Source organism: Methylobacterium sp. AC690, from assembly GCF_979256535.1.
In genome coordinates this window covers 184,748-207,953 of record NZ_CEEDOX010000003.1, presented here as the reverse complement: position 1 = coordinate 207,953, position 23,206 = coordinate 184,748, and the positions used below count along the sequence as shown (strand labels likewise).

The 23,206-nt window shown below is 72.8% G+C and carries 16 protein-coding genes; 11 read left to right on the top strand and 5 right to left on the bottom strand.

Annotated elements, in window-relative coordinates; translation table 11 throughout:
- Positions 1-130 precede the first annotated feature (130 nt).
- Positions 131-8,032 (top strand): apolipoprotein A-IV repeat region-like domain-containing protein, encoded by a 7,902-nt coding sequence (locus tag AC0IY1_RS05040; RefSeq protein WP_471768077.1) that lies wholly within the window; start codon positions 131-133, stop codon positions 8,030-8,032.
- A 97-nt stretch (positions 8,033-8,129) separates the two neighbouring features.
- Here AC0IY1_RS05040 and AC0IY1_RS05035 read toward each other — a convergent pair whose 3' ends face one another.
- Both AC0IY1_RS05035 and AC0IY1_RS05030 read right to left on the bottom strand, forming a co-directional pair.
- Positions 8,130-8,594: a DUF1489 family protein gene (locus tag AC0IY1_RS05035; RefSeq protein WP_055955449.1), complete on the bottom strand. Its 465-nt coding sequence runs from the start codon at positions 8,592-8,594 to the stop codon at positions 8,130-8,132.
- A gap of 104 nt (positions 8,595-8,698) precedes the next feature.
- Positions 8,699-9,937 carry a hypothetical protein gene (locus tag AC0IY1_RS05030; RefSeq protein WP_471768075.1) on the bottom strand — a complete coding sequence of 413 codons (1,239 nt, stop codon included), beginning with the start codon at positions 9,935-9,937 and terminating at the stop codon, positions 8,699-8,701.
- Between the two features lie 148 nt (positions 9,938-10,085).
- On the opposite strand from AC0IY1_RS05030, the gene AC0IY1_RS05025 reads away from it, so the two are divergent.
- From AC0IY1_RS05025 to AC0IY1_RS05005, 5 genes are all read left to right on the top strand, one after another.
- Positions 10,086-11,312, top strand: coding sequence for an MFS transporter (locus tag AC0IY1_RS05025; protein WP_471768072.1), 1,227 nt, complete (start codon positions 10,086-10,088; stop codon positions 11,310-11,312).
- Between the two features lie 60 nt (positions 11,313-11,372).
- A complete protein-coding gene (locus AC0IY1_RS05020; protein ID WP_103708648.1) occupies positions 11,373-12,515 on the top strand; it encodes an ABC transporter permease in 1,143 nt (380 codons plus the stop codon).
- A 131-nt stretch (positions 12,516-12,646) separates the two neighbouring features.
- Positions 12,647-13,369 (top strand): ABC transporter ATP-binding protein, encoded by a 723-nt coding sequence (locus AC0IY1_RS05015; RefSeq protein WP_348628834.1) that lies wholly within the window; start codon positions 12,647-12,649, stop codon positions 13,367-13,369.
- A 68-nt stretch (positions 13,370-13,437) separates the two neighbouring features.
- Positions 13,438-14,520 (top strand): MlaD family protein, encoded by a 1,083-nt coding sequence (locus AC0IY1_RS05010; protein WP_055954995.1) that lies wholly within the window; start codon positions 13,438-13,440, stop codon positions 14,518-14,520.
- 103 nt (positions 14,521-14,623) lie between these two features.
- Entirely contained in the window at positions 14,624-15,217 is a 594-nt protein-coding gene (locus AC0IY1_RS05005) for an ABC-type transport auxiliary lipoprotein family protein (RefSeq protein ID WP_103708649.1), read from the top strand.
- A 31-nt stretch (positions 15,218-15,248) separates the two neighbouring features.
- Here AC0IY1_RS05005 and AC0IY1_RS05000 read toward each other — a convergent pair whose 3' ends face one another.
- The 3 genes from AC0IY1_RS05000 to thiE all read right to left on the bottom strand — a co-directional run bounded on the left by AC0IY1_RS05000 (position 15,249) and on the right by thiE (position 17,526).
- Positions 15,249-15,878 carry a helix-turn-helix domain-containing protein gene (locus AC0IY1_RS05000; RefSeq protein WP_471768069.1) on the bottom strand — a complete coding sequence of 210 codons (630 nt, stop codon included), beginning with the start codon at positions 15,876-15,878 and terminating at the stop codon, positions 15,249-15,251.
- Positions 15,879-15,964: 86 nt separating this feature from the next.
- Positions 15,965-16,771 (bottom strand): bifunctional hydroxymethylpyrimidine kinase/phosphomethylpyrimidine kinase, encoded by an 807-nt coding sequence (thiD, locus tag AC0IY1_RS04995; RefSeq protein ID WP_471768066.1) that lies wholly within the window; start codon positions 16,769-16,771, stop codon positions 15,965-15,967.
- 44 nt (positions 16,772-16,815) lie between these two features.
- Entirely contained in the window at positions 16,816-17,526 is a 711-nt protein-coding gene (thiE, locus tag AC0IY1_RS04990; RefSeq protein ID WP_471768064.1) for a thiamine phosphate synthase, read from the bottom strand.
- 150 nt (positions 17,527-17,676) lie between these two features.
- On the opposite strand from thiE, the gene AC0IY1_RS04985 reads away from it, so the two are divergent.
- From AC0IY1_RS04985 to nadC, 5 genes are all read left to right on the top strand, one after another.
- On the top strand, positions 17,677-18,240 hold the full coding sequence (locus AC0IY1_RS04985) for a sugar O-acetyltransferase (protein ID WP_103708652.1): 564 nt from the start codon (positions 17,677-17,679) through the stop codon (positions 18,238-18,240).
- Positions 18,241-18,439: 199 nt separating this feature from the next.
- The gene (locus AC0IY1_RS04980; RefSeq protein ID WP_055955009.1) at positions 18,440-19,438 is read left to right on the top strand and encodes an NUDIX hydrolase; all 999 of its coding nucleotides are present in this window, start codon (positions 18,440-18,442) and stop codon (positions 19,436-19,438) included.
- A 131-nt stretch (positions 19,439-19,569) separates the two neighbouring features.
- A complete protein-coding gene (nadA, locus tag AC0IY1_RS04975) occupies positions 19,570-20,682 on the top strand; it encodes a quinolinate synthase NadA (RefSeq protein WP_471768062.1) in 1,113 nt (370 codons plus the stop codon).
- A complete protein-coding gene (locus tag AC0IY1_RS04970; RefSeq protein WP_471768060.1) occupies positions 20,679-22,223 on the top strand; it encodes an L-aspartate oxidase in 1,545 nt (514 codons plus the stop codon). Before nadA ends, AC0IY1_RS04970 begins: the two co-directional genes overlap by 4 nt.
- A 68-nt stretch (positions 22,224-22,291) precedes the next feature.
- Positions 22,292-23,155 (top strand): carboxylating nicotinate-nucleotide diphosphorylase, encoded by an 864-nt coding sequence (nadC, locus tag AC0IY1_RS04965; protein ID WP_471768058.1) that lies wholly within the window; start codon positions 22,292-22,294, stop codon positions 23,153-23,155.
- Positions 23,156-23,206: the final 51 nt, after the last annotated feature.

Sequence of the window (23,206 nt, the reverse complement as noted above, 5' to 3'; positions counted from 1 at the left end):
TTTTGGGCGCTGCGGCGGGCTCGGGTATCGGAGCCTCGTGCCGAAGTCTAAAGTTCCTTGGTAAATTGGTAAAAGTAACCTTGATCGGCGGGCGCGGCCGACGATCGGGATACGCGTAACGAGGCGTTGTATGGCCACGGAAAAGAAGCTCAAGGATCCGGCCGAGGCGGCTCTGTCGGCGATCGAGCAGGCTCTCAACCTCGATGCGTTCGCTCAGGGCGACGAGGCCTTGCGGGCGGAACCCCGCCTTCCGGATGTCGGCGACGGCGATCCCCTCCGCGATCCCAGCGGTCGCCTCGCGCCGCCGCGCCTCGATCTCGACCAGCCCCTCGCCTCGGACCTGCCGCCGCCGGACCGCAACCGCCCGCGCCGCGAGGGTGGCCTCCTGCCGCCCGACCGCTCCATGGTGGCCAACGACGACCGCCAGAACATCGGCATCCTGCAGCAGACCCTGCGCGTCCGCCCCTCGCGCACGCCCTACCTCATCGCCGCCGCAGCCGGCGGCCTCTGGATCGCCGGCCTCCTCGCCCTGGCCTGGGTGCAGTCCTCCGGCGACCTGCGCGGCTTCTTCCAGGGCCTGAGCGCGATCCAGGGCGCCGTGGCGGCGACCGCCCTCGTGGGCCCCGTGGTGCTGTTCGCCATCATGGGGATGCTCGCCGTGCGTGCCCAGGAGATGCGCCTCGTCGCCCGCGCCGTGGGCGAGGTGGCGATCCGCCTGGCCGAGCCCGAGAACTTCTCCACCGACGCGGTGCTCACCATGTCGCAGACCGTCCGGCGCGAGGTCGCGGCGGTCGGCGACGGCGTCGAGCGGGCCCTGGCCCGGGCAGGCGAACTCGAGACCCTGGTGCGCGGCGAGATCGCGACCCTGGAGCGGGCCTATTCCGACAACGAGATCCGCATCCGCTCCCTCGTCGAGGAGCTCGTCGCCCAGCGCGAGTCGATCATCGCCAATGCGGAGCGGGTCCGCGGTGCCATCACGGGCACCCATCAGAGCCTGACGGCCGAGCTCGACGGCGCCGCCGAGCGCATCGTCTCGGCGGTGAACGGCGCCGGCGACCGGGTCACCAGCGCCCTCGACGCCCGCGGCGAGGCCATCACGTCGGCCCTCGGCGACCGCGGCGACGCGATCACCGCCGCCCTCGGCGAGGCCGGCGACCGCGTCGTCGAGCTGGTTTCCGGCCGCGGCGACGACCTGGTGCAGCGCCTCGCCTCCACCAGCGAGGGCGTTCGCGGCAGCCTGGCGGAGGTCGGCAGCGCCCTCACGCTGTCCCTGGAGACCCGGGCCGACGAGGTCACCCGGGCCTTCGAGCGCACCGGCGGCATCCTCACCACCACCCTGGCGGAGAATGCCGGGCAGGTGGCGCGCACCCTGGCCCAGACCGGCTCCGAGGTCATCGAGGCCTTGAACCGCCAGGGCGGCGACGTCCGCCAGACCTTCGAACAGTCCACGCGCGGCCTGGAAGAGGCCTTCCTGGCCCGCGGCTCCGAGCTGACGGCCCAGTTCTCCTCCACGGGCGGCGAGATCACCGCGCGCTTCGCCGAGACGGGCGACGCCCTGCGCGCCCACTTCGCCGAGACGGGCGACGCCCTGCGCGCCCACTTCGCCGAGACCGGCGCCGCCCTCACCCACGACATCTCCGTCCGCGGCGATACGCTGCGCAGCGAGATCGAGACCGCCGGCACCGGGGTGTCCGCCCTCATCGAGGCCCGGGCCCGCGAGGCCCAGACCGGTCTCGCCGCCGCCGCCGGCAGCATCATCGAGACCTTCACGGCCCGCGCCGACGGTGTGCGCGAGGATCTCATCCGCTCGGTGGACGGCATCGCCTCCGGCCTCGACACCCAGGGCGGCGCCCTGGCCGAGCGCATCGAGACCGCCGCGGCCCACCTCCACGAGACCATCACGGTCCACGGCGCGGAGGTCTCGAACCTGTTCGAGGCCCGCGGCCGCGACACCCAGGCCGGCCTGGCCCTGGCCGCCAGCGCAATCATCGAGAGCTTCGGCGCCCGTGCGGACGCCCTCCGCGAGACCCTGATCGGCTCGGTCGAGGACGCGACCACCCGCCTCGACGAGCGCGGCGGCACCCTGGCCGAGCGCATCGAGGCCGCGGCCAACCGCCTGCGGGAGACGATCGACGTCCATGGCGGATCGGTCTCCGAGCGCATCGACGCGTCGGGCCGCGAGGCCCAGGCCGCCCTGGCGCTCGCCGCCAGCGCCATCGTGGAGACCTTCGGCAACCGCGCCGGCGGCGTGCGCGACGACCTGCTCCGCTCGGTGGAAGGCCTCGCCAACGGTCTCGACCAGCACGGCTCGGCCCTGGCCGAGCGCATCGAGACGGTGGCGCACCAGCTGCACCGGACCGTCACGGTCGAGGGCGCGAACCTCGAATCCACCCTCGGGACGACCGGCGATCGCGTCGGCGAACTCGTGCGGTCCCGGACCCAGGAAGCCACGCAGACGCTCGAGGGCGCCCTGTCGGCCCTCGGCCACACCTTCGAGACCCGCGCCCTGGAGGCGGTGGACAGCCTGCGCGTCACGGCCGCGACGCTCGAATCCGAGATCGGCAGCCGGACGGCCGAGGCCGCCGACACCTTCCGCCGCAGCGCGGAGGAGACCACCGTGGCCCTCGGCGCCAGCACCACCGAGGCCGCGCAGTCCCTGCGCCGCGCCTCGGCCAGTGCCACCGGCGAGCTGGAGGCCCGCACCGTCGAGGCGGTGCAGATCTTCGAGAACCGGCTGGCCGCCACGTCGGCGGATCTCGCGGCCCGGACCGCCGAGGCGGCCGAGCTCCTGCGCAGCGCCGCCGACGGCCTCGGCGACACGGTCGGCAGCAAGGCCAGCGCTTCCATCGAAGCCCTGCGCAGCACCCTGGACGCCGTCAACGACGAGCTGGCCCGGCGCGCCGAGGACGCCGCCGGCACGATCGCCCGCGCGGCCGACGGTCTCGGCGGCGATCTCATCGCCCGCATCCGCGACGTCGAGACGGTCTTCGACAACCACGGCCGGACCCTCGGCGACCTCATCGCCGCCCAGGCGCAGGACGCCCAGACCCAGCTCGCCAATACCGGGCGCGACATCGTGCTGGCCGTCACCGCGCAGGGCGCGCGGGTGAACGACGCCCTCAGCCAGACCGGCGCCAGCTTCGCCGACACCACCGAGACCCGGGTCCAGGCTATCGACCGCGTCCTCAACGACCGGCTCGCGACCCTCCAGGAGACCATCGCCCGCGGCGACATCCTTGCCGACCGCATCTCCCGCGACACCGCCGCCCTCACCGAGTCCGTGTCCGGCCGCCTCGAAGAGATGGACCGCGTCATCACCGTGCAGGGCAAGGTGGTGGCCGACAGCATCGCCGAGCGCACCCGCGAGGCCCAGGAGGCCGTCGAGAGCCAGCTCGGCGCCCTCGAGGAGCGCTCCGCCCGTCGCTCGACCGAGATCGGCGAGACCTTCGCCAACCTGGTCGCGCAGATCGACGGCCATCTCGGCGGCCGTGCCACCGCGCTGAACGAAGCCCTGATCGTGCGCACCGCCGAGATGGCGCGCGTCATGGTCGAAGGGGGTCGCGACCTCGTCCAGGCCCTCGACTCGCGGGCCGACACCATGGCCCTCGACATCGCCCAGCGCGGCGCCAGCCTCGGCGACGTCCTCGGCGAGCGCTCGGCGGAGATCGCCCGCCGCCTCGACGAGCAGACCCTGGAACTGTCCCGCCGCCTCGACGAGGGCGCCGGGCGCTTCGACGCCGGCGTGCTCGGTCGCCTGGAGGCGATCGGCACCGCCCTCGAGGAGCGCAGCCGCCTCATCGAGGAATCCTTCGGGACCCAGGCCTTCGAGGCGATCCGCCTCATCGAGAGCCGCACCCGTGCGGTGGACGAGGATCTGGCCACCCGCACCCGCGAGCTCGTGGACATGATCGTCGAGCGCACCGGGGGCGCCAACGAGGCCCTGGACACCCAGGCCGTGGCGATCCGCGAGGCCTTCTCGCAGCGCGCGGACGAACTCGTCCGCCTGATCGATGCCCGGACCGCCGCGATGGGCACCGAGCTCGACGAGAAGGGGCGCGCCGTGTTCGGCGCCCTCGGCGGCCGCATCACCGAGCTCGCCCGCCTGTTCGACCTCGGCAGCAACTCCCTCGGCGCGGTGCTGGAGCAGCGCGGCGAGACGATCCTGGCCCGCCTGCGCGAGATGGTCGCCGAGGCCGATCGCCAGCTCAGCGAGGGCGAGGGTCGCCTCGGCACCACCCTCGACCGCCGGACGTCCGATATCAGCTCGCTCCTCGACGAGGGCGTGCGCACGGTCCACCAGCTGCTGGACGACCGCACGGGCGAGATCCGGGCGCTGCTCGACAACCACGCCAGCTCGCTGGGCTCGAATTTCAGCGACCGCATCGCGCCGCTGCACGACACGCTCGACCAGCGCGGCCGGGCGTTCGTGGACACCATTGCGGCCAGCCTCGGCAGTGCCGCCGAGGCGGTCGAGGCCCGCACGCGGGCCCTGGCCAGCTTGTTCGACGAGCGCATCGAGCAGCTCGACGAGGTGGTCGACCGTCGGGGCGGCAGCCTCGCGGACTCGGTTGAGGCCCGGACCCGCGCCCTCGCGGAAACCTTCGACCAGCGCATCGGTGTCCTCGACGAGCTCGTGGACACCCGGGGCAAGCGCCTCGCCGAGAACCTGGGTGCCCAGGCCCAGACCCTGGTCGAGCAGTTCGACCAGCGCCTCAGCAGCCTCGACGCGGTGGTGGAGCGCCGGAGCGGCGAGATGGCCCAGGCCGTGGACGAGCGCACCCGCGCCCTGGCCAACCTGTTCGACCATCGCATCAACATTCTCGGCCAGCTCGTCGACCATCGCGGCGCGCACCTGACCGAGACGCTCGAGAGCCGGACCGAGGCCCTGACCAGCCTCCTCGACCAGCGCATCGGCGCCCTCGACGCGATCGTCGACGGCCGCGGCAACCACCTGACCCAGTCGCTCGATGCCCGGGCCCAGGGCCTGCGCAGCCTGTTCGACGAGGTCCTGACCGCCCTCGACGGCCTGGTCGACGGCCGCACCGAGGCCCTGACCGACCGGGTCGACACCCAGACGCGGGGCCTCACCACCCTGTTCGACGAGCGGCTCGGCGCCCTCGACCGCCTCGTCGATCACCGCACCGGCACCCTGTCCGACGAAGTCGATGCCCGCGCCCAGGCGCTGGTCTCGCTCATCGACACGCGGGTCGGTGCCCTCGACCAAGTGGTGGATGCCCGGGCGGGCGCCCTGCGCCAGCAGGCCGAGGCCATGGCGCAGACCCTCGTGTCCCTGTTCGAGGAGCGCGCATCGGGCCTCGCCACGCAGGCCGACGACCGCACCCGCGCCCTCGTGGCGATCTTCGACGAGCGCCTGGGGGCCCTGGAAGGCCTCGTGGACGGCCGCGCCGGCACCCTGGCCGACCGCGTCGAGGAGCGGACCCGCACCCTCGCATCGGTGTTCGACGCCCAGCTCCGGACCCTCGACGAGACCGTGGATCACCGCGCCAACGTCCTGGCACAGCAGGCCGAGGACCGCGGCAGCGCCCTGGCGGCGATGTTCGACGAGCGCCTCACGGCCCTCGGCGGCCTCGTGGAGGCCAGCGCGGCGGAGTTCGCCCGCACCATCGACACCCAGGGCCAGGCCCTGACGGAGGCGGTGGACAGCCGGTCGGAGGCCTTCACGAACCGCATCGACAATCGGATGAAGGTGTTCGCCACCCTCGTGGCCTCGCGCGGCGATGCCCTGGCCACGGCCTTCGACGACCGTCAGGACGCCTACGCGTCCCTGGTCGACGCACGCACCGCCGCGATGCTTGCGGCCTTCGACGAACGCGTCGATCGCCACGCGGCCCTCGCCGAGGCGCACAGCCAGGCCCTGGCCGCAGCCCTCGACCAGCGCAACGAGGCCGTGGCGGCCCTGCTCGACAACGGCACCGGCGCCATGACCGAGGCGTTCGACCGTCGCTCGACGGCCCTGGCCGGCCTCGTCGAGGCCCGCGGCCAGGCGCTCGCCCGCCGGCTCGCGGAGAGTGCCGAGACCATCACCCGGGCCATCGAGACCGGGGGTGGTGCCCTGGTGGAGACGCTCGATGGACGCGGGAACGCGGTGGTCGCCCAGCTGACCGATCAGTCGGAGCGCCTGCGCGCGATCGTGGACGGACCGGCGGCCCAGCTCGTCGAAGCCCTGGCGCTGCGCGGCGATGCCATCGAGCGGGCCCTGGAGGAGAGCGGAGCGCCGCTGGTCGCCGCCATCCGCGAGCGCACCGAGGCCCTGGCCGCCCAGTCGCGCGCCTCCGCCGAGGCGCTGCTCTCGGCCATCGACGGCGGTGCGACCCGCGCCATCGCGTCCCTGAACGACGCCAACGACCAGATGCGCGGCGAACTCACGACCGTCCTCCAGCGCATCGACGGGGCCAACGAGGCCCTGCGCGAACTCCTGGCCGGGACCGGGCAGAACCTCGGCCATATCGAGGCGAGCCTCTCGCACCGGATCGCCGACATCCGCGACGGCCTGGCGGCCGTGGCGAGCGAGACCGAGCGCGCCAGCGCCGGGGTGTCCGAGCAGGTCCACCTTCTCCGGAACGTGGCCGAGGGCGCCCTGCGGGACGCCGCCGAACTGGCGGTCTCCCTCGACGAGCGCGGCCGTGCCCTCGACGAGATCGGCCGCACCCATGCGGGGACCCTGCGCCAGGCCGTCGGCCACCTCGAAGGCGCCGCCGGGCAGCTGCAGGGCGCGGCCGGCCAGATCCAGGGCGCCGAGAGCCGCCTCGCGGACCGGCTGGGCGAGCGCGAGGCCGCCATCGCCAACGTGCTGTCGCGGATCGAGGAGCGCTCCGGCACCCTCGACGCGCAGACCGCACGCTTCGACGCGATGATCGGCGAGACCCTGCGCGCCGCCGAGGAGCGGGCGCGGGCCCTGGGCACCAGCCTGTCCGACACCGCCGCGGGCGCCGGGACCACCGTCGCCAAGGCGTTCGAGGGCCTCCGCGCCAGCGCCGACAGCGAGAGCGGGCGCACCGCCGAGGCCGTGCGCACGGCGATCGAGGCGGCGTCGCAGCAGATGATGGGAGTCCTCGAAACCGCCTCCGGCCGCTTCGGAGAATCCGTCTCCGGGCTGCGCGAGATGGCGGCCGAGATCCGGCGTGAGCTCGATGCCACCCGGGCCGACCTCCAGCGCGGCGTCCTGGAGATCCCGCGGGAGACGCAGGATGCCACCGGCGAGATGCGCCGGGTGGTCTCCGAGCAGCTCAAGGCCCTGACCGAGCTGTCCAGCTTGGTCCAGAGCTCGGGACGGGCGGTGGATGCGGCGGTCCCGCAGGTGTCGGAGCCGAAGCGCCCCGCCGCCGCGGCACCGGCGCCGACGCCGGCTCCCGCCGCGGCCGCTCCGGCGGCTCCGGCGAAGGCCGCCCCGGCCAAGCCGTCCGCCGCCGCACCGGCCGCCGCGACGGCGAAGCCCGCGGCTGCGGCCGGCCGGCCCGGCACGTCGATGAACCTCGTCTCCGCCCCGGCGACGGGCCGGACGGCGCCGGCGGCCCGTCCCGATGCCCGGGCCGGCGAGGGCCGGGGCTGGCTCTCGGACCTGCTGACGCGGGCCTCCCTGGACGAGGACGCGGATCCGGCGCCGAGCGCTCCGGCGCCGGCCACGAAGCAGCAGGCGGAGGCCCAGAAGACCGCGGCCGAGCGCGGGCGCACCGCCCTCGAGACGATCTCCAGCGACATCGGCAAGATGATCGACCACCAGACCGCGGTGGAGCTGTGGGAGCGCTACCGCCGGGGCGAGCCGAACCTGTTCGACCGCCGGATCTACACGGCACAGGGCCGGCAGACCTTCGAGGAGGTCCGCCGCCGCTACGCCGCGGATGCGGATTTCCGGCGCACGGTCGACCGCTACGTCGGCGAGTTCGAGCGCCTGCTCGGCGACGTCTCGAAGAACGACCGCGACTCCTCGCGGGCGGATGCCTACCTCACCTCGGAGACCGGCAAGGTCTACACCATGCTGGCCCATGCCAGCGGCCGCTTCGACGGGGCCTAGGCCTCGGACGCAGCGCGCCGGACCAACGGACCCCCGCCCTCCCCCCCGGAGGGCGGGGGTTTCCCGTTGGACGCCGCGTTACGTCGGATCGGGCAGATCAGATCAGGCCGAGGCCGGCGAGTTCGCGGCGCAGGGATTCCGGCATCTCGGCGAGACCGCCCGCCGTGCGGGCGTCGAGGTCGGCCGGCGCATCCTCCGCCTTGAGGTAGCGCCAGCCCTGGAACGGCCGGCACGGACGCGGCGAGACGGCGGTCACCTCCGGTTGCAGGATCAGCCGGCAGCGGCCGATCCCGTCCGTATCGGTGAACGGCGTGATGGCGGTGATCGACTGGCGGCACAGCAGCGTGCCCTTGATCACCCAGTAGATCGAGCCGCGGCCGACGATGTCGCCGGCGCGGGTCGGCACCATGCGGGTGGTGTGCACCGGGGCGGGATCGCGCCCCTCGCGCAGGGCCGCCTCGCGGTTGCGGGCGATGCGCTCCTCGAGATCACCGATGCTGGCGGGACCGACGCAGAGCTTCAGCAGATGCAGGGCGTGGGCGGCGGGTGTTGCGCGAGGCATGGCGGGCGACATGGCGGGAGGCATGGCGGCGTTGTAGCAGCCGCGCCGAAACCGCGCGCCTCCTCCGTGGGCGGCGCGACCCCGCGCCGCTCAGCGTCCGGTGCTCAGGAGAACAGCGCCCGCTTCTCGTCCTCGGAGAGCGCATCGATCTCGGCGAAGGCCGTCGCGATATCGGTCTGCGCCTGCTCCGAGACCTGAATCGCCGCCGGCACCATCTCCGGCTCATCCGCAACCGGATCGATCGCCTCGGCGTCCGGCAGGGCTGCCTCGGTCTCGGGCTCGATCTCGGCCTCGGGCTCGGCCTCGGGCTCTTCCAGGGCGAACATCGCCGCGTCGTCATCCGCGGTCACATCCACGGCTTCCTCCGCGCGCCCGTCCTCCGCACGCGCGGGTTCGGCCTCTCCGGGCGCATCGAAGGCAGTGTCGAGGGCAGTTTCGAGGGACGACGGCGCGTCCTCGGCGGACGGCTCGGCCGCCTCCGCGGGCACCTCAGCGGCCGCCTCCGCGGGCACCTCAGCGGGCACCTGCGCCAGCATCAGGGCGGAGGCCGCGTCCGCCAGGGCGTCGGTCGCCTCGAGGAAGACGATGTCGTCCGCGGCGGAGGGGTCGTCCGATAGCGGCGCCCGGGCGAAGGCGGCCGACGGCGCCGGCTCCGCGGACGATCCGTCCATGTCGATGTAGCGGTCGACGTCGCTCTGGCAGAGGTCGGGCTGGACCTCCGGCGCACCCGCGCCTCCCGGGCCCGCCGGGACCGGATCGAGGGCATCGCCCCAGATCGCCATCATGGCGGCGAGGCGCTCCTCGAGGTAGCGCAGGGTGTGGATGATGCGCGCCGTGCGCTGGGCGGTGAGGTCCTGGAACGAGCAGGCGGTGTAGATGGCGGTGGCGCGCCGGTCGAGCTCGTCGCAGATTGCGGCGTCGGAGCCGGATTCGCGCAGGGTCCAGGCGGCCTCCTGCACGTGCTCGGCCGCGCTGAGGATGTCGGAGGTCGCGTTCTCGGTGGAGCGCACGATGGCGTCGAGGGCCGCGGAGGCACCGCCGAGCCGGCTCTGGTCCTGGTCGGGCGCGTGGATGGCCGCGATCTCGGCCTTGGTCCGGGCGATGGCGTGGGCCATGTCCATCAGGTCGCCGCGCACGCGCCCCATCTGGCTGCTCTCGCGATCGCGGGTGACCACGCTTTCCAGCCTGGCGATCGCGTCGAGGACGATCCCGGTATCGTTGGTGCGATTGCGGCGGAGATAGGCGTCGAGGAACCAGCGACCGCGCTCGCTCTCGGTCATCGCCGCTTCGATGCGATCGTATTCCGAGATGTCGAGGGACGTCAGCGAATGGGAACTCGACATCAAGCACGTGTCCTTGGCCGCGGGGACCGGCACGCCATCGCCGGGTCCAAGCCGCCGCAGGTTGACAGGATCGCTTTAACGCCGGCTTTACGCAGCTTCCGCCTGACGCGACGTTCTCCCAGGCCCCCCTCGTCCCGATCCGGTCGCCGTGTCTGACCCCTCTCCTGCGCTCCCGGAGCCGAACGCCTTTCGGCTGTCGCTGCTCTACGCCGTCGTCTTCGTCGAGATCGGCATCGCCATGCCGTTCATGCCGGTCTGGCTGAACGCCCTCGGCCTCGACGCGACCGTGATCGGGGCCCTGCTCGCCCTGCCGATCGCGATCCGCATCGTCGCCACCGCCCCCCTGGTCGGGCTGATCGACCGGGGGATCGCCGCGCCGCGGATCCTGCTCGCCGGCAGCCTCGTCCTGGCCGGAACCTACGTGCTGATGCCCACGGGCGCCGCCCTCGGCTGGCCCGTGCTCGCGCTCCTCATCGCGCTGAACGCCGTCGCGGCCGCGCCCCTGGTGCCCAGCATCGACTACCTGACCCTGGGCGCCGTGCGCCGAAGCCGCCGCCTCGACTACGCGCGGATCCGGATGGCCGGCTCCATCGGCTTCCTCCTCGCCAATTTCGCCGGCGGCGCCGCCCTCGGGGCGATGGGCGAGCGCCTCGCCGTCCCCCTCCTCCTCACCGTGCTGGCGCTGATCGCCGCCGGGGTCGTGGCGACGTCCCGCATCGAGGCGCCCCCGGTCCCACCCCGCCATCCCGAGGCCGGCCGGCCCGCCCTGCCCGGCGTCCTGTGGTTCTCGATCGGGGCGGCGGCCCTGATCCAGTCGAGCCACGCGGCGATCTACGCGTTCGGCAGCATCCACTGGAGCACGCACGGCATTCCCACCGCGTGGATCGGCACGCTCTGGGCCATCGGCGTCGCCTCCGAGATCCTGCTCTTCGCCCTGATCGGCCGCCTGCCGCCGCGCTGGCGCAACCCCTTCGCGCTGCTCGCCCTGGGCGGCGGGGCCGCCCTCCTGCGCGCCGTCGGCATGGCTGCCTTCGGGGATCGCCTCGGGCCGGTGATCGCCCTCCAGGTCCTGCACGGCCTGACCTTCGGGGCGACGCAGCTCGGCGCCATGGCGGCGGTCTCGCGCTTTGCCCCGGACGGCGCCCGCGGGCGGGCCCAGGGCACCGTCAGCTCGGCAGGCGCCCTCGCCTCGGCCAGCGCGACCCTGATGACCGGGGTCGCCTACCAGGCCGGGGGGGGACCGCTCGCCTTCGTGTTGATGGCGCCGCTGGCCGGCCTCGGCTTGTGCCTCGTGGCACGCGCCGCGCAGGCCGCCCGCGCTTTCAGCCTTCACAGCACCACGATTGTGGGTCACGGGGCGGGACAACCCGATTAACCTTGACCGTCCGGTAACCGTGATCGGTGTTACGTGATCGCGGCATGGAGTGCGGCGTCATTGGCTAGAGCCGAGATCAGGACCCTTCCGGAGGCTGCCGACGCCGCGATCCTCGAGGGCGGTCGCATCGGCTTGTCCGGACGCTGGACCGCCGACCAGGGCGCGGCCGTGGAGGTCGCCGCCGCGCGCATCGCCGGCAGCGCCGCCGGCACGGCCCTCCTGGTCGACCTCAGCCGGATCGTCCGCCTGGACACCCTCGGCGCCTGGGTGCTGGAGCGGACCCGCGGGGAGATCGAGGCCGCCGGCGGGCGCCTGGCCTATGCGGGCGCGACTCCCGAGCACCGCATCCTTCTCAGCGAAGTGAAGCTGCGCGAGGCCGAGCCGCCGCCGCCGCGCCGCGGACGCGTCTTCGGCTTCCTCGACGATCTCGGGCGGCGGGTCGTCGGCGCGAAGTCGGATCTCGTCACGGGACTCGCCTTCTTCGGCGAGGTGGTCACCGCCTGCATCCGGGTCGCAGCCCGGCCCGGCACCTTCCGGGGCACCGCCCTGGTCAACCAGATCGAGCAGGTCGCCTTCCGGGGCGTGCCGATCATCGTGCTGATCTCGTTCCTCGTGGGCGGCATCGTCGCCCAGCAGGGCATCTTCCAGCTCCAGCGCTTCGGCGCCCAGAGCTTCGTCGTGAACCTGATCGGGCTCCTCATCCTGCGCGAGCTCGGCGTGCTGCTCACCTCGATCATGGTGGCGGGACGCTCGGGCTCGGCCTTCACCGCCGAGATCGGCTCGATGCGGATGCGCGAGGAGGTCGACGCCCTGCGGGTGATGGGCCTCGATCCCATCGAGATCCTGATCGTCCCCCGCATCCTCGCCCTGGTGATCGGCCTGCCGATCCTGACCTTCCTGGCCTCCCTGGCGGCCCTGGCCGGCGGCGGCCTCACCGCCTCGCTCTACGGCGGCATGACCGTCGACGCCTTCCTGGCGCGCCTGCAGGCCGCGGTCTCGCTGCACCACGTGGCGGTGGGGCTGATCAAGGCGCCGTTCATGGCGCTGATCATCGGCATCATCGCGACGATCGAAGGTTTCGCCGTGGAGGGCTCCGCAGAGTCCCTCGGCCGCCACGTCACGGCCTCAGTCGTCAAGTCTATCTTCATGGTGATCGTCCTCGACGGATTGTTCGCCGTCTTCTTCGCTGCGATCGACTTCTGAGGCTGGTCCCGAACGTGTCCGCCCCGCATCTCCAGACGAGCCCGCATCTGCAGACGACCGAGCCCGCGACCGCGCCGGAGCCGATCATCCGCGTGCGCGATCTGGTGGTCGGCTTCGGCAGCAAGATCGTGATGAAGGGGTTGAACCTCGACATCCGGCGCGGCGAGATCCTGGGCTTCGTCGGCCCCTCCGGCCAGGGCAAGTCGGTCCTGACCCGGACGATCCTCGGCCTCGTGCCGAAGCGGGCCGGCACCATCGAGGTGTTCGGCGAGAACGTGGACGGCCTGACCGTGACCCGGCGCCGCCAGATCGAGCAGCGCTGGGGCGTGCTCTTCCAGCAGGGCGCGCTGTTCTCGGCGCTCACCGTCAAGCAGAACATCCAGATGCCGATGCGCGAGCATCTCAACCTGTCCGAGCGCCTCCTCGACGAGTTCGCCCGCCTGAAGATCGAGATGGTCGGCCTGAAGCCGGATGCCGCCGACAAGCTGCCCTCCGAACTGTCGGGCGGCATGATCAAGCGCGCGGCCCTCGCCCGCTCCCTCGCCCTCGATCCCGAGATCCTGTTCCTCGACGAGCCGACCTCGGGCCTCGACCCGATCGGCGCCGGGGAGTTCGACGAGCTCGTCGCGACCCTGAAGCAGACCCTGGGCCTGACCGTCTTCATGGTCACCCACGACCTCGACAGCCTCTACACCGCCTGCGACCGCATCGCGGCCCTGGGCGACGGCCAGATCATCGCGCAGGGCACGATCGCGGAGATGCTCGAGAGCGACCATCCCTGGCTGCGCTCCTACTTCCACGGCAAGCGCGGACGCGCGGTCGTCCCGCCAGGCACGCACCATGCGCCGGCCTGACGCCCGCCGCCTCCAGCGTGCCGCCGCGCACCGCCCGCGCCCCACCCCGTCAAGGTATTACTGATCCGATGGAGACTCGTGCGAATTACGCGCTGATCGGCGCCTTCACCCTCGCGGTGCTGGTGGCGGCCTTCGGCTTCGTCTTCTGGCTCCAGGGCGGATCCCGGAGCCAGGTCCGGCAGGCCGTGCGCATCGTCTTCTCCGGCAGCGTCGGCGGGCTCGCCAAGGGCTCGACGGTGGCCTTCAACGGCATCAAGGTCGGCGAGGTCATGGATGTGCGCCTGCTGCCGCAGGATCCGCGTCGCGTCGTCGCCATCGTCGAGGTGGAGCGCACCACGCCCCTGCGCGCCGATACCCGCGCCCGCCTCGATTCGGCGATGCTCACCGGCGTCTCGACGATCTCCCTGTCGGGCGGCAATGCCGACGCCCCGGCCCTGACCCCGGGCTCGGGCGACCAGATGCCGACGATCTTCGCCGACAGCTCCGACATCCAGGACATGATGGCGGCGGCCAAGCAGATCGCCCAGCGCGCCGACGACGTGCTCCAGCGCCTCGACAAGGTGGTGGCCGGCAACGAGGGCGCGATCACCCGGACCCTGGCCAACGTGGAAGCCTTCTCCAAGACCCTCGCGGAGGCCGGACCGGCCGTGAGCGGCCTGGTGAAGGCGATCGACGGGCAGAAGCTCAACCGCGTCATCGACAATGCCGAGCGCTTCTCCGGGGCCCTCGCCGCCGGGAGCCCGGACATCGAGGGCGCCCTCAAGGATGCGCGCTCCCTGGCCGCCAAGCTCAATGCCTCCGCCGACCGCGTCGATGCCGTGCTGAAGGGGGCCGAGGGCTTCCTCGGCTCGGCCTCCGGCTCGGCCGGCACCAGCACCTTCACCGAGGTCCGCGAGGCGGCGATCTCCGTCCGCGATGCCGGGAAGGCCTTCCGGACCCTCTCCGAGAACCTCGACAAGCGCACCTCGAACATCGCCACCAGCTTCAACCGGCTGAGCGGCACCGGGCGGCGCGAGGTGGAGGCGCTCTCGACCGACGGCCAGCGCACGCTCAACACCCTGAACCGGACGGTGAAGAGCCTGGAGCGGGATCCCTCCCAGGTCATCTTCGGCGGCAAGCCTTCGTTGCCGGAATACAACGGTGGCCGCTGAAGCGACCGCCCTCCGGCCAAGCGTGCTGCGGCGCACGGCAACATTCCGGACTTGCGTTAGTTTACCGCCACGCTGTGCGTCAGTGCGGCGACGGGTTTCCGGAATGCGTATGACACTTCACCAGACGGCCCCTGCGCTCGTCGCGATGCTCCTTGCCGCCGGCCTCGGCGGCTGCGGCGGCGGCGCGGTGCCGCTCACCTTCGATCTCGCGGCGCTGCCCCCCACCGGGCGGACGGTCGGTGCGGCGCGGTCGTTCACCGTGGCCGAGCCCGTGGGCATCCAGCCCTTCGAGGCGGACCGCATCATCGTGCGCGAGCCGGGCGGGGCCCTGTCCTTCCTCGGCGGCGGCCAGTGGGCCGACCGCCTGCCGCGCCTGATCCAGACGCGGCTGATCCAGAGCCTGGAGAATTCCGGCCGCCTGAAATCGGTGAGCCGCCCCGGCGACAAGATCGTCTCCGACTACCAGCTCATCAGCGAGATCCGGGCCTTCGACATCGCGGCCGGCTCCGGCGAGGCCGTGGTCGACATCTCGGCCAAGATCATCACGGAGGGCACCGGCAAGGTGATCGCGGCGCGGATCTTCACCGCCCGCGTGCCGGTGCCGAAGGTCGATGCCGGCACCGCCGCGGTCGGCCTCGACGCCGCGCTGGCGCGGGTGCTGGGCGAGATGGTGGCCTGGGTGAATTCCGGCCGCTGAGGCGCGAGGGGGCCGGGCGCCCCCGCCGGCCTCACTCCATCACGGCCGCCTTCATGATGACGACCATGATGGCCTTGGCCGGCTCCGGCCCGACGCAGCGCACGGTGTGCGGGCGGTCGCAGCGGTAGCGCAGGGTCTCGCCGGCCCGGGCGCGCTGGACGGTGCCCGCGACCTCGACCTCGAGCAGGCCCGAGGTCACCGTCAGGGATTCCACCGAGCCGCGCTGGTGCGGGTCGGAATCGAGCACGCCGCCCGGATCGGCGGTGAGGTCGTACCATTGCAGCCACTCGACGGTCTTGATCCAGCCGATGATGGCGAGGCGGATCTTGCCGTCGTCCGAGACCAGGATCGGCGTGTCGGCGCGGGAGGTCTTCTCGATGAAGGGCTCCTCGTCGCTCGTCGCGAGCACGCGCTCGATCGAGACGTCGAGGGCCTGGCTCAGACGCCAGATCGTGGCCAGGGTCGGGTTGGTCTCGTTGCGCTCGATCTGGCTGATGATCGACTTGGCCACCCCGGACTGCTCGGCCAGCTCCGACAGGGACAGGTTGTAGGCCTTGCGCAGGCGCTGGATCGTCTTGCCGAGCTGCCCGGAGAGCACCTGCGCCCCGGTGAGTATGTCCCGCTGCCGCCCGCGTTCGGGCGTCGTCAACTGGTCGTCCATCGGTTCCGACATCCGCGCGTCCGTTCCATTAAGCGGACGCTTGTGCGTTACTTCAAACGCAAACGGCGGAGCGACGCAAGGCGCGGTCAGGCCCAGAGGGCATGGAAATGGTGCACCGGGCCATGGCCGTGCCCGACGGGAACGCCGTCCGCCCCCGCGATGGCGGCGGAGACGTAGCGCTTGGCCTGCGCTACCGCCTCGACCATCGGCAGGCCGCGGGCGAGGCCGGCCGCCACCGCCGAGGACAGGGTGCAGCCGGTGCCGTGGGTGTTGCGGGTGCGGATCCGCGGGGCGGCGAAGCGCCGGAGCGTGCCGTCGCCGCTCATCAGGTGATCGACGCTCTCGTCGCCGTCGCCGTGACCGCCCTTCACCAGGACGGCCCTGGCCCCGATGGCGAGGAGGCGGCGGCCCTGGGGCACGGCGGCGTTCTCGGTCTCGGCGGTGGGTTCGCCGATCAGGGTCGCGGTCTCCGGCAGGTTGGGGGTGACGAGGTCGGCGAGCGGCAGGAGGTGGCGGCGCAGGGCCTCCACGGCGGCCTCGGAGATCAGCCGGTCCCCGGAGGTCGCGACCATCACGGGGTCGAGCACGATCGGGATCCTGCCCGCGTGGCGGGCGAGGCCGGCCGCCACCGCCTCGATGGTGGCCACCTGCGACAGCATCCCGACCTTCACCGCCCCGACGGCGAGGTCCGAGAACACGCTGTCGATCTGCGCCGCCACGAAGTCGGCCGGCACGTCGTGGATGGCCTGGACGCCGCGGGTGTTCTGCGCGGTCAGGGCGGTGAGCACGCTGGCCCCGTAGACCCGCAGGGCCGCGAAGGTCTTCAGGTCGGCCTGGATGCCGGCCCCGCCGCTCGAGTCGGATCCCGCGATGGTGACGGCGATGAAGGTCATGGTGTCGGGGTCCTGGCTTAAAAAAATCCTGGCGTTCCTGAAGCTTAGGCCGCGACGCCCCGCGCGGCGAGGGCCGAATCGACCCGGAAGCGCAGGTCGCGGGCGCGGCCGGCAACGGACTCGCCGCCGAAGAGCGACGCGATCACCGCGATCCCGTCGGCCCCGGCCTCGATCACCGCCGCGGCGTTGCTCGCGTCGATGCCGGCGATCGCCCCGAGGGGGAAGGCGGCGCCGCGGGCGAGGCGCCCCCGGAAGACGATGCGGGCGAGGCCGTCGAGGCCCACCGGCGGGTCGGGGTTGTCCTTGCTGGTGGTGGCGAACACGCCGCCGATGCAGGCGTAATCCACCGGCAGGCGGTAGAGCTCGTCGGCCTGGGTCCCGGTCTTCAGGGTCAGGCCGATGAGCGCCTCGCGGCCGAGCAGGCGGCGGGCCTCGGCCGGGTGCAGGTCGCTCTGCCCGAGATGCACGCCCTCGACGCCGGCCGCGAGCGCGAGGTCGACCCGGTCGTTGACCAGGAGCGGCACGCCCGTACCCGCCAGCGCCGCGTGGATCGCCCGGATGCGGGCCAGGGCCGCCCGGGCATCCGGGATGGATTTCTCCCGGTACTGCAGCAGCGTGCATCCGCCCTGCACGGCCTCCGCCGCCATCGCGGCGAGGCGGTTGCCGTCGGTGCCGGACACGCCGGTATCGAGGAGGCCGTAGAGCCGCAGGTCGACCGGCCGGCCCCGACCGATGGCTTCGTCCCGTCCGATCACGCTGCGTTTCCCCGGTTTCGTCGTTGGTTTCGCGTAGTGTAGGGCTGCACCGCCACGATCGGAAGGTCCGGCCCCGGCGGAGCGTTCCGACACGGCTCCGTGTACCACCCCCGAGCCTAACCCGCCCCCAGACAGGGACACGCCCCGCGCATGGACCGCACGCAGAAGCAGAAGATGCTCGCCGGCGAGATCTACAATCCCGACGACCCGGAGCTTCACGCCGACAGCCATGCCTGCAAGGTCTGGATGCAACGCTACAACGCCGCCCTGGCGGAGACGCCCGCGATCCGCCGCGAGCTCCTGCGCGAACGCCTCGCCGCGGTCGGCGAGGGCGCGGTGATCCGCCCGCCGTTCCACTGCGATTACGGGCTGCACATCAGCCTCGGCGCCCACGTCTTCCTGAATTTCGGCTGCGTCATCCTCGATTGCGCCCCGGTCAGCATCGGCGACCGCACGCAGATCGGACCCGGCGTCCAGATCCTCACGCCGGACCATCCGCGCGAACCGGGTCCGCGGGAGGCCGGCCTCGAATTCGCCCGCCCGATCCGGATCGGCCGCAACGTCTGGATCGGCGGCGGCGCGATCCTGCTCCCCGGGATCACCGTGGGCGACCACGCCATCATTGGCGCCGGCAGCGTCGTCACCCGCGACGTTCCCGAGGGCGCCACGGTGGTGGGCAACCCCGCCCGCGCCCTGCCCCGCAGCCCGGCCTGAGACGTCCGCCCGGATCCGAACTCGGACGAGTCCGGCCCGGCGCGATGCCGGCGTGGCCCGATCCCCGCCTGCGACCTCCGATCCGCGCTTGGGACGAATCCGCCGCGGCGGTTTTTCCACATTCATCACGCCGCCGCGATGTGCCATGAGCAGGGACAGGCTGAGCGGACGAGACGGATAGCGGCGGGGATCGGGGCGCGTGACCACGGCGGAGGAGACCCAGCGGGATTCGGAGAGCGCGCTCTCCAATCCCTCCGCCGTCGGGCTCGTGGCCGTCATCATCGCGGCCACCGACGGCGAGCCGCGCGCCCTCACGGTCCAGGTCGGCGGTCAGGCCCGAGGCCGCTCGGACGGGCTCCCGGCGGGCCCCCTGGTGCCGGAGCACCCGACCCTGGAGCGCGGCCTGCGCGCCTGGGTCGAGCGCCAGACACACCAGCGCCTGGGCTATGTCGAGCAGCTCTACACCTTCGGCGACCGCGACCGGCAGGGCGACGATGCCGGCGGCCTGCATTCCCTGTCGGTGGCTTACCTCGCCCTGGTGCGCGAGGTGCGCCCCGGCGGACTGGCGGAGGCCTCCTGGCGCAACTGGTACCGCTACCTGCCCTGGGAGGATTGGCGGGAGGGCCGGCCCGCATCGCTCGGCGAGATCGAGACCCAGCTCCTGGCCTGGGCCGAGCAGGCCCTCGACCCGAAGCTGCGCCGCCGGCGGGAGGACCGCCTCGGCCTGACCTTCGGGCTCTGCGGCGGTGCCTGGAACGAGGAGCGCGTGCTGGAGCGCTACGAGCTGCTGTTCGAGGCCGGGCTGATCCCGGAGGCGCAGGGCCAGTCCGGCGAGGTCCGCGAGGCGGATGTCGCGATCACGGGCCAGCCCATGGCCCTCGATCATCGCCGCGTGCTCGCCACGGCCATCGGCCGCCTGCGGGGCAAGATCAAGTACCGCCCGGTGGTGTTCGAGCTGATGCCCCCGACCTTCACGCTGTTTCAGCTCCAGCGCACGGTGGAGGCCCTGTCGGGCACCAACCTCCACAAGCAGAACTTCCGCCGCCTCGTGGCGCAGCAAGGCCTGGTGGAGGAAACCGACGACGTCACCAGCGGCGCCACCGGCCGGCCGGCCCGCCTCGTGCGCTTCCGCCGGGAGGTTCTGCTGGAGCGCCCGGCTCCGGGCTTCCGCCTGCGCCCGGCCCGCCGGCCTGCCTGATCCGGCGAACACCCCGCGACGAACCCCGATGACATTCGCGGTGCAGCGTCATTTTCGCATCGCAAAAACGTTATGCTCAAACCCTGCATATCTGGACAAGGCGATCGGGGCCGCCTACGTTAGTCGGCACAATGCTCAATTTGAGCATAAGTGAGGACGCGTCAATGGCGGCGACCAGTCTCCCGATCGGCCCGGCTTCTCGAGGTCTTCCTGCAAGCCAAGGCCTTCCCGCAGGCCAGGGTCTTCACGCGGGCCAGGAGTTTCCCGCGGGCTTTCCCCTGCCCGAGATCTACGCGCGCGTCAGCCGTCACGTGCCGGCGATCGAGTGGCCGGCCCTGGCCGGGGACGTCGCCGCGATCCTCGCGCTGAAGAAGACGCGCAACGCCGTCATCCTGGCGCACAACTACCAGGCGCCGGAGATCTTCCACACGGTGGCGGACATCGTCGGGGACAGCCTGGCGCTGGCCCGCGAGGCCGTGACGGTGGATGCGGACGTCATCGTGCTCGCGGGCGTCCACTTCATGGCCGAGACCGCCAAGCTCCTGAACCCGGGCAAGACGGTGCTGATCCCCGACAGTCGCGCCGGCTGTTCCCTCGCCGATTCGATCACGGCGGCGGACGTGCGCGGCCTGCGGGCGAAGTACCCCGGCGTTCCGATCGTCACCTACGTCAACACCTCGGCGGCGGTGAAGGCGGAATCCGACCTGTGCTGCACCTCCGGCAACGCCGTCGAGGTGGTGCGCTCGCTGAATGCGCCGCGCGTGCTGATGATCCCGGACGAGTTCCTCGCCCAGAACGTCCAGGCGATGGTGCCGGAGGTGGAGATCCTGACCTGGGCGGGTCACTGCGAGGTGCACGAGCAGTTCACGCCCGCCGACATCCGCGAGGTGCGCGAGAGCTATCCGGGCGTCACCGTCATCACTCACCCGGAATGCCCGCCGGAGGTCGTCGCCGAGGCCGATTTCTCGGGCTCGACCGCGATGATGATGAACTTCGTCCTGGAAAAGCGGCCCAAGCAGGTGGTGCTCGTGACCGAGTGCTCCATGGGCGACAACATCGCGGCGGCCAATCCGGACATCGAGTTCATCAAGCCCTGCAACCTGTGCCCGCACATGAAGCGCATGAGCCTGAAGAACATCCGCCACGCCCTGGAGACCATGACCCAGGAGGTCACCGTGGAGCCCGAACTCGCCGAGCGCGCCCGGATGGCGGTGGAGCGCATGCTCGCGGTGCGGACGCGATGAACGCGCACGCGCCCTTCTCCTTCGCGCCTCCGGGTTCGGACCGGATCATCGTCATCGGTGCCGGCATCGCCGGCCTCGCCACGGCCCTGCGCCTGGCGCCGCGCCCCGTCACCCTGGTCACCGCCGCGCCCCTGGGGTTCGGCACCGCCACCGGCTGGGCGCAGGGCGGCATCGCCGCCGCCATGGGCAGCGACGACGCCCCGGCCCTGCACGCCGCCGACACCGTGGCGGCGGGCGCCGGACTGACCGAGGCCGACGTCGCCCTGCGCGTCGCCGCAGCCGGCCCCGGCCTGATCGACTGGCTCGTCGGCCTCGCGGCCCCCTTCGACCGGGACGCCGCCGGCGCGCTCGCCCTCGGCCTCGAGGCGGCCCACTCGCGCCGCCGCATCGTCCGGGCCGGCGGGGATTCCACCGGTCGGATGGTGCTCGAAACCCTGGTCCGGGTGGTCGCGCGCACGCCCTCCGTCACGATCCTCGTAGCCTCGGCCCGCGACCTGATGCGGGATGCCCGCGGTGCCGTAGCCGGCGTGGTCTGCGAGCGCGACGGCCTCCGCTTCCCCCTGCCCGGCCGGGCCGTCGTCCTGGCCACCGGCGGGGTCGGAGCGCTCTATGCCTCGACCACCAACCCGCGGGGCGCCACCGGGCAGGGCCTCGCCCTGGCGGCCCGGGCCGGCGCCGTGCTGCGCGACATGGAGTTCGTGCAGTTTCACCCCACCGCCATCGCCACCGGCGCGGACCCGATGCCGCTGGCCACCGAAGCCCTGCGCGGCGAGGGCGCGCGGCTGATCGACGAGACCGGCGCGCCCGTCATGGCCGGCATCGCCGGCGGCGATCTCGCCCCGCGGGACGTGGTGGCGCGGGGCATCTTCCAGGCGCAGGCGCGCGGCGCGCAGGTCTTCCTCGATTGCCGGGGCGATCTCGGTGTCCGCATGGCCACGCGGTTTCCCACCGTCGCCGGCCTCTGCGCCGCGGCCGGCATCGATCCGCGCGTCGCGGCGATCCCGGTCCGGCCCGCCGCGCATTACCACATGGGCGGCGTGAAGGTGGACGCGACCGGTGCGAGCACGGTGCCGGGCCTGTTCGCCTGCGGCGAGGTCGCCTCGACCGGGCTGCACGGCGCCAACCGGCTCGCCAGCAACTCGCTGCTCGAAGCGATGGCCTTCGCGCCGGCGATCGCCGAGGCCGCCGCCGCGGTGCCGGCCCCGGGCCAGGCCCGCGCCGAGGCCGCGGCGCCCCGGAGCGAGGGGGATTACGAGGTCCTGCGCGCCGTGATGGAGCGGCAGGTGGGCGTGGTGCGCGAGGCCGACGGCCTGGCGGACGCCGTCCGTCACCTCGCCCCGGCGGCGCGGGCCGGCTGCGACGCCGCCCTGACGAGCCTCTTGATCGCGGCCTCGGCCCTGTCGCGGCGGGAGAGCCGCGGCGCGCATTGGCGCAGCGATCATCCCGCCCAGGAGGCGCCGGTGCATACCGAGCTGGCGCTGTCCGACCTCTGGGCGATGGCCGAGGCGGTCGAGCCCGGCCGGGCCGTCGTCGCCGCCTGAGCCCTGCGAATCCGGACCGGCTTCATCACCGCGGCCGGCCCCGCGTCCTCCGTACCGGAAGCTGGACCATGTCCGACCCCTCAGAGCTGCCTCCCCTGCCCCGCCTGACGGTGGAGCCCATCGTCCGCGCGGCGCTGCTGGAAGATCTCGGCCGGGCCGGCGACATCACGACCGACGCCATCGTGCCGGCCAGCGCCCGCCTGGACGGCGTCATCGCCGCCCGCCAGGACGGGGTGATCTCCGGCGTCGACACGGCGGTGATCGCCTTCGGGCTGATCGACCCGAGCGTCGCCGTGACGGTGGAGCGCGGCGACGGCACCCGGGTGAAGCCGGGCGACGTGGTGATCCGCCTCGCCGGGCCGGCCCGGGCCATCCTCACCGCCGAGCGCGTCGCCCTCAATCTCCTGTGCCGCATGTCCGGCGTCGCCACCGCGACCGCCTCCCTCGTCGAGGCAGCCCGGCCCCACGGCAAGGCCCGCATCGTCTGCACCCGCAAGACCACCCCGGGCCTGCGCGCCCTGGAGAAGCACGCGGTGCGCGCCGGGGGCGGCTCGAACCACCGCTACGGCCTCGACGACGCCGTGCTGATCAAGGACAACCACGTCGCCGTGGCCGGCGGCATCGTGCCGGCGATCACGCGCGCCCGGGCCTATGCCGGCCACCTCGTGAAGATCGAGGTGGAGGTCGACACCCTGGCGCAGCTGGAGCAGGCGCTCTCGGTGAATGCCGACGCGGTGCTCCTCGACAACATGTCCCCGCAGCAGCTCGCCGAGGCCGTGGCGATGATCGACGGCCGGGCCATCGCGGAGGCCTCGGGCCGGATCAACCGCGACACCGTGGGCGCCGTGGCAGCCTCCGGCGTCGACCTGATCTCGTGCGGCTGGATCACCCACAGCGCGCCGATCATCGACCTCGGCCTCGACGCGGTCTGAGGGGCGCCCCACGGCCAAGGTGCCACGGTGTTGCCATGAAATCACGACGCC

Excerpts from the sequence above, each read along its gene's own strand:
- AC0IY1_RS05010 (WP_055954995.1), top strand. The coding sequence starts at position 13,438 with ATGGAGACTCGTGCGAATTACGCGCTGATCGGCGCCTTCACCCTCGCG.
- AC0IY1_RS05005 (WP_103708649.1), top strand. The coding sequence starts at position 14,624 with ATGCGTATGACACTTCACCAGACGGCCCCTGCGCTCGTCGCGATGCTC.
- AC0IY1_RS04970 (WP_471768060.1), top strand. The coding sequence starts at position 20,679 with ATGAACGCGCACGCGCCCTTCTCCTTCGCGCCTCCGGGTTCGGACCGG.
- AC0IY1_RS05015 (WP_348628834.1), top strand. The coding sequence starts at position 12,647 with ATGAAGGGGTTGAACCTCGACATCCGGCGCGGCGAGATCCTGGGCTTC.
- AC0IY1_RS05035 (WP_055955449.1), bottom strand. The coding sequence starts at position 8,594 with ATGCCTCGCGCAACACCCGCCGCCCACGCCCTGCATCTGCTGAAGCTC.
- AC0IY1_RS05030 (WP_471768075.1), bottom strand. The coding sequence starts at position 9,937 with ATGTCGAGTTCCCATTCGCTGACGTCCCTCGACATCTCGGAATACGAT.
- AC0IY1_RS05000 (WP_471768069.1), bottom strand. The coding sequence starts at position 15,878 with ATGGACGACCAGTTGACGACGCCCGAACGCGGGCGGCAGCGGGACATA.
- nadC (WP_471768058.1), top strand. The coding sequence starts at position 22,292 with ATGTCCGACCCCTCAGAGCTGCCTCCCCTGCCCCGCCTGACGGTGGAG.
- thiD (WP_471768066.1), bottom strand. The coding sequence starts at position 16,771 with ATGACCTTCATCGCCGTCACCATCGCGGGATCCGACTCGAGCGGCGGG.
- AC0IY1_RS05040 (WP_471768077.1), top strand. The coding sequence starts at position 131 with ATGGCCACGGAAAAGAAGCTCAAGGATCCGGCCGAGGCGGCTCTGTCG.
- AC0IY1_RS04985 (WP_103708652.1), top strand. The coding sequence starts at position 17,677 with ATGGACCGCACGCAGAAGCAGAAGATGCTCGCCGGCGAGATCTACAAT.
- nadA (WP_471768062.1), top strand. The coding sequence starts at position 19,570 with ATGCTCAATTTGAGCATAAGTGAGGACGCGTCAATGGCGGCGACCAGT.